We start from the raw sequence: 5,245 nt of genomic DNA, 5'->3' as shown, positions 1-5,245 counted from the left end.
TTGCGGACGGCGTTCCATTTGGGGGTGGAGGCGGTGGCGAAGACTTCGGCGCCGATGTGGTGGGCGAGCTGGACGGCTGCCATGCCGACGCCGCCCGCGGCTGCGTGGACGAGGAGTCGTTCCCCGGCGCGCAGGCCGGCGAGGTCCACGAGACCGTAGTACGCCGTCAGATAGACGAGCGGCACCGCCGCCGCCTGGGCGAACGTGAACCCGGCCGGGATCGGTGCGACCAGACGGCGGTCGGCGATGGCCAACGGCCCGAAGGAATCCAGGACCAGACCCATCACCCGGTCGCCGGGTGCCAGGTCGGTGACCCCGGAGCCGGTCTCGAGGACCACACCGGCGGCCTCGCTGCCGAGCGGGGCCTCACCCGGGTACATGCCGAGGGCGATGAGGACGTCGCGGAAGTTGAGGCCCGCGGCCCGGACCCCGACCCGCACCTCGTGGGCCGCGAGCGGTCGGTCGGCGTCGGAGGACACGAGTGCCAGACCCTCCAGTGAGCCCTCCTCCGCCACCCCCAGGCGCCAGGCTTCGCCCGCCGGGACCTCCGGTGCTTCCGCGTGGCTCAGGCGGGGAGCAAGGGCTCCCCCGGACCTCAGCGCGAGCTGGGGTTCGTCGAGGTTCGCGAGTGCGCTCCAGTCGGTGCCCGTGGTGTCGGTGTCGTCCTCGAGGTCGATGAGGAGGAAGCGGTCGGGGTGCTCGGACTGGGCGCTGCGGACCAGACCCCATACCGGCGCGTGTGCCAGTGCGGGGGATTCGCCGTGGGTGGTGGCGATGGCGTTGCGGGTGGTGATGACCAGGCGGGCGTCGGTGAAGGCCTCGGTCGCCAGCCACTGCTGGAGCAGGAACAGGGCGTCCTCGGTGGTCTTCTGGGCCGAAGCCGCGCCCACACCCTCGGCGATGACGAGCTCCGGCACCGGAGCCCCGCCCGCCACCGCCTCGGCGAGTGCGGCGAGATTCGCGTACGTGTTGTCCCCGCCGATCCGCGCGACCCGCAGCGGTGCCACTGCCTCCGGCAGAGCCACCGGGGCCCACTCCACCTGGTACAGCGACTCGTGCCCGCCGCCGGTACCAGCCGTCGCACCGAGCTGGGCCCGGGCCACCGGCCGGAAGGCGAGGCCCTCCACGCAGGCCACCGGTGTGCTCTCGGTGTCGGCGAGGTCGATCCGCAGGGTGTTCTCGCCCGCGCGGGCGACCCGCACCCGGAGGCTCGAGCCCGCCGTGCGCGTCAGCTGGATCCCCGACCAGGCGAAGGGGAGAGCGGTCGTCGAGGAACCCTCGCTGCCGTCCAGCCAGCCGAGACCGCCGTGTAGGGAGGCGTCCAGCAGGGCAGGGTGGATGGCGAACCCGTCGACGGAGGTTTCCTCCGGGAGGCAGAGTTCGGCGTACACCTCCTCTCCCGCGCGCCAGGCGGCTTGGACGCCCTGGAAGAGGGGTCCGTATTCGTATCCGGCGTCGGCGAGTTCGGTGTAGAGGGTGTCGATTTCGACCGGGGTGGCTCCGGTGGGCGGCCAGGTGGTGGGGAACTCCCGTGTGGGTGTGGTGGTTTCGGGTGCGAGTCGGCCGCGTGCGTGGCAGACGGCTTCTGTGCCGGAGCGGGTGTAGAGGGCGATGTCGCGGTGGCCGTCTTCGTCGGGTTCTGTGACGGTGACCTGGAGTTGGCGGGTGGTGTCGGTGTCGAGGACGAGGGGTGCTTCGAGGACGAGTTCGTCGAGTACGGGGGTGCCGGTGTGGCGGCCTGCGGTGAGTGCGAGTTCGACGAAGGCGGTGCCGGGGACGATGAGGGTGCCGAGGACGATGTGGTCTTCGGTCCAGGGCTGGGACTCGCGGGAGATGCGTCCGGAGAAGAGCCAGCTGTCCGCGGTACCGACCTGGACGGCGGCCCCCAGCACCGGGTGCCCGAAGGAATCGAGTCCCACAGAGGTGGCGTCTCCCGTGGCCGTGCCGGAACCGAGCCAGTAGTGCTCGTGCTGGAAGGCGTAGGTGGGGAGGTTGGTGGTGCGGGCGCTGGTGTTGGCGTAGTAGGTCTGCCAGTTGATGGGGATTCCGGCGGTGTGGACGTGGCCGAGGAAGGTGGCGAAGGTGTGGGTTTCGGGCTGGCGGGTGCGCAGGGTGGGGGTGAGGACGAGGCCGTTTTCGTCTTCGAGGCATTGGCGGGTGAGTGCGGTGAGGATGGCGTCGGGGCCGAGTTCGAGGTAGCGGGTGACGCCTTGCTGGTGGAGGGTGCGGATGCCGTCGTGGTAGCGGACGGTGCCGCGGACGTGCTGGACCCAGTAGCCGGGGTCGGTGAGTTCGTCGGTGACGATGCCACCGGTCACGTTCGAGATGACCGTGATGTTCGGCTGGTTGAAGGTGAGGCTTTCAGCGGTCTTCCGGAACTCAGCGAGCATGGGTTCCATGCGGGCTGAGTGGAAGGCGTGGCTGACGCGCAGCCGGGTGGTCTTGCGGCCCAGCTTGTCCCAGCGCGGCAGCCATGCGTCGAGCGCGTCGAGGTCGCCGGAGACGACGATGGACCGGGGTCCGTTGACGGCTGCGATCTCGAGCCGGCCTTCGAAGCCGGTGAGTTCCTTGAGGGTTTCGGGTTCTTCTGCCTGGATGGCGGCCATGCCGCCGCCGGTGGGCAGTGCGCCCATGAGGCGGCCGCGGGCGGCGACCAGGGTGCACGCGTCTGCCAGGGAGAGGACACCGGCGATGTGGGCGGCGGCGATCTCACCGACGGAGTGGCCGATGAGGTAGTCGGGGCGGATTCCGAGGGATTCGACGAGCCGGTAGAGGGCGACCTCGATGGCGAAGAGTGAGGTCTGGGTGTACTCGGTGGCGTCCAGGGTTCCGTCTTCGGCGGCCAGGAGCTCGCGCAGCGAACAGCCCAGGAGCGGGTCGAGCTCGCGGCATACCTCGTCGAGCGCGGCGTTGAACACGGGGTAGGAGGCGGCGAGTTCGAGGCCCATACGGGCGCGCTGGGCGCCCTGCCCGGTGAACAGGAACGCCGTCTTCCCGCTCACCGGGCGGCCCTGAACGATCCCCGTTCCCGGCTCACCCGCGGCCAGTGCGGCGAGCCCGGTGAGGAGCTCTTCCCGGTCCCCGGCCACGACGACCGCACGGTGCTCCAGCTGGGCGCGTGTGGTCACGGTGGAGAACGCGGTGTCCAGCAGGCCCGCCTCGGGCCGCCGCACCAGATGCGACCGCAGCCGCTCTGCCTGCGCACGCAGCGCGGGGCCGGACTTCGCCGACACCACCACCGGAACCGAGGAGAGTTCCCGGCAGGGGTGTTCCGTCGTGGTCGCAAGGGTGGCCGGGGCCTCCTCGATGATCACGTGGGCGTTGGTTCCGCTGATGCCGAAGGAGGAGACGCCCGCACGGCGCGGGCGGCCCTCGGTAGCCGGCCATGGCTCGGCCTTGGAGAGGAGGCGTACCTCACCCGCCGACCAGTCCACGTGAGGGGAAGGGGCGTCAAGGTGCAGGGTGCCCGGCAGGGTGCCGCACTGCATGGCCTTGAGCATCTTGATGACGCCCGCGACGCCCGCGGCCGCAGCCGTGTGGCCGATGTTGGACTTGATGGAGCCCAGCCGCAGCGGGCCGTGCTCGCGGTCCTGGCCGTAGGTGGCCAGGAGTGCCTGCGCTTCGATGGGGTCGCCGAGGCGGGTGCCGGTGCCGTGTCCTTCGACCGCGTCGACGTCGGATGTGGTGAGTCCGGCGTTGGCGAGTGCCTGGCGGATGACGCGTTCCTGGGCGGGGCCGTTGGGGGCGGTGAGGCCGTTGGAGGCGCCGTCCTGGTTGACGGCGCTGCCGCGCAGGACACCCAGAATGCGGCGGCCGTTGCGCTGGGCGTCGGACAGGCGCTCCAGCATCAGCAGGCCCAGGCCGTCGGAGAAGGAGGTGCCGTCGGCGGCTGCTGAGTACGGCTTGCAGCGCCCGTCCTCGGCCAGCCCTTGCTGGCGGCTGAACTCGGTGAGCAGGAACGGGCCGGACATGATGGTGACGCCGCCGGCGAGGGCGAGGGAGCACTCACCGGAGCGCAGGGACTGCGCCGCCAGGTGCAGGGCGACCAGGGAGGAGGAGCAGGCGGTGTCGATGGACACGGCCGGACCCTCCAGACCCAGCGCGTACGAGACCCGGCCCGACAGCACGCTCGTGGTGCTGCCGGCGAGACGGAAGCCCTCGACCTCGGGCTGCGTGCCACCGGCGCCGCCGCCGTAGTCGACCATGGCCATGACGCCGCAGAACACGCCGGTGTCGGTGCCCGACAGACCGGCCGGGTCGATGCCCGAGGCCTCGCAGGCCTCCCAGGCAGCCTCCAGCATCAGTCGCTGCTGGGGGTCCATCGCCAGCGCCTCGCGCGGGCTGATGCCGAAGAACCCGGCATCGAACTCGCCCGCGCCGTCGAGGAATCCGCCGCCCCGGGTGTAGATCTTGCCGACCTGCTCGGGATCCGCGTCGTACAGGTCCTGGCCCCAGTCGCGGTCCTCCGGGAGGGGGCTGATGGCATCGCGACCCTCGGAGAGGAGCTGCCAGAGCTCTTCGGGGGAGGTGACCCCGCCCGGGTAGCGGCAGCTCATGCCGATGATGGCCAGCGGCTCGTCGTCGACCGGTGTGCGGACGGACCGGACGGCCGTCGCACGGGTGTTGTCCAGGTCCGCCCCACTGGCCTCGGTGAGCAGGAACGAGGCCACCGCCCGGGGGGTCGGGTGGTCGAAGACGAGGGTGGCGGGCAGCCGTACTCCGCTGGCCTGGGTGAGGCGGTTGCGGAGCTCGACGGCGCCGAGCGAGTCGAGGCCCAGGTCCTTGAAGGCCCGGCCCGGGTCGACCGTGCCCGATGAGGCATGGCCGAGCGCCGCGGCGGCCTCGGTCAGGACCAGTTCCAGAACGAGACCCGGCCGGTCGGTCTCGGCAGTCTCGGCGAGCCGCTGGGCGAGCGAGCCGTCGCCGTTGCGGATGCGGCGCACGGGGATCTGTACGAGTCCGCGCAGCAAGGCGGGGAGTCGTCCGGAGCGGGCCTGGCCGCGCAGGGCGGCCTGGTTGAGGACCGCGGGGACGAGCAGTGCGGAGTCCAGGCGGAGCGCCGCGTCGTACAGCTCGACGCCCTGTTCGGCGGTGAGGGTGCCTACTCCCATGCGCTCGAAGCGGGCGAGTTCGGTTTCGGTGAGGGTGCTGCCCATGCCGCTGGTTTCGTCCCAGAGTCCCCAGGCGAGGGAGGTGGCGGGGCGTCCGGTTGCCTGTCGGCGGGCGGCGAGGGCGTCGAGGGTGG

1 protein-coding gene is annotated in these 5,245 nt (G+C 71.5%); it reads right to left on the bottom strand.

The genetic code is table 11. From position 1 onward, the window contains the following. On the bottom strand, window positions 1-5,245 hold a 5,245-nt coding region (locus tag ACFVWY_RS35445; protein ID WP_389879027.1), incomplete at both ends, for a beta-ketoacyl synthase N-terminal-like domain-containing protein.

Source organism: Streptomyces sp. NPDC058195, assembly GCF_042883525.1.
Classification (GTDB): Bacteria; Actinomycetota; Actinomycetes; order Streptomycetales; family Streptomycetaceae; genus Streptomyces.
Note: the sequence above shows the minus strand (reverse complement) of the source record. Positions and strands in the feature narration are given on the sequence as shown.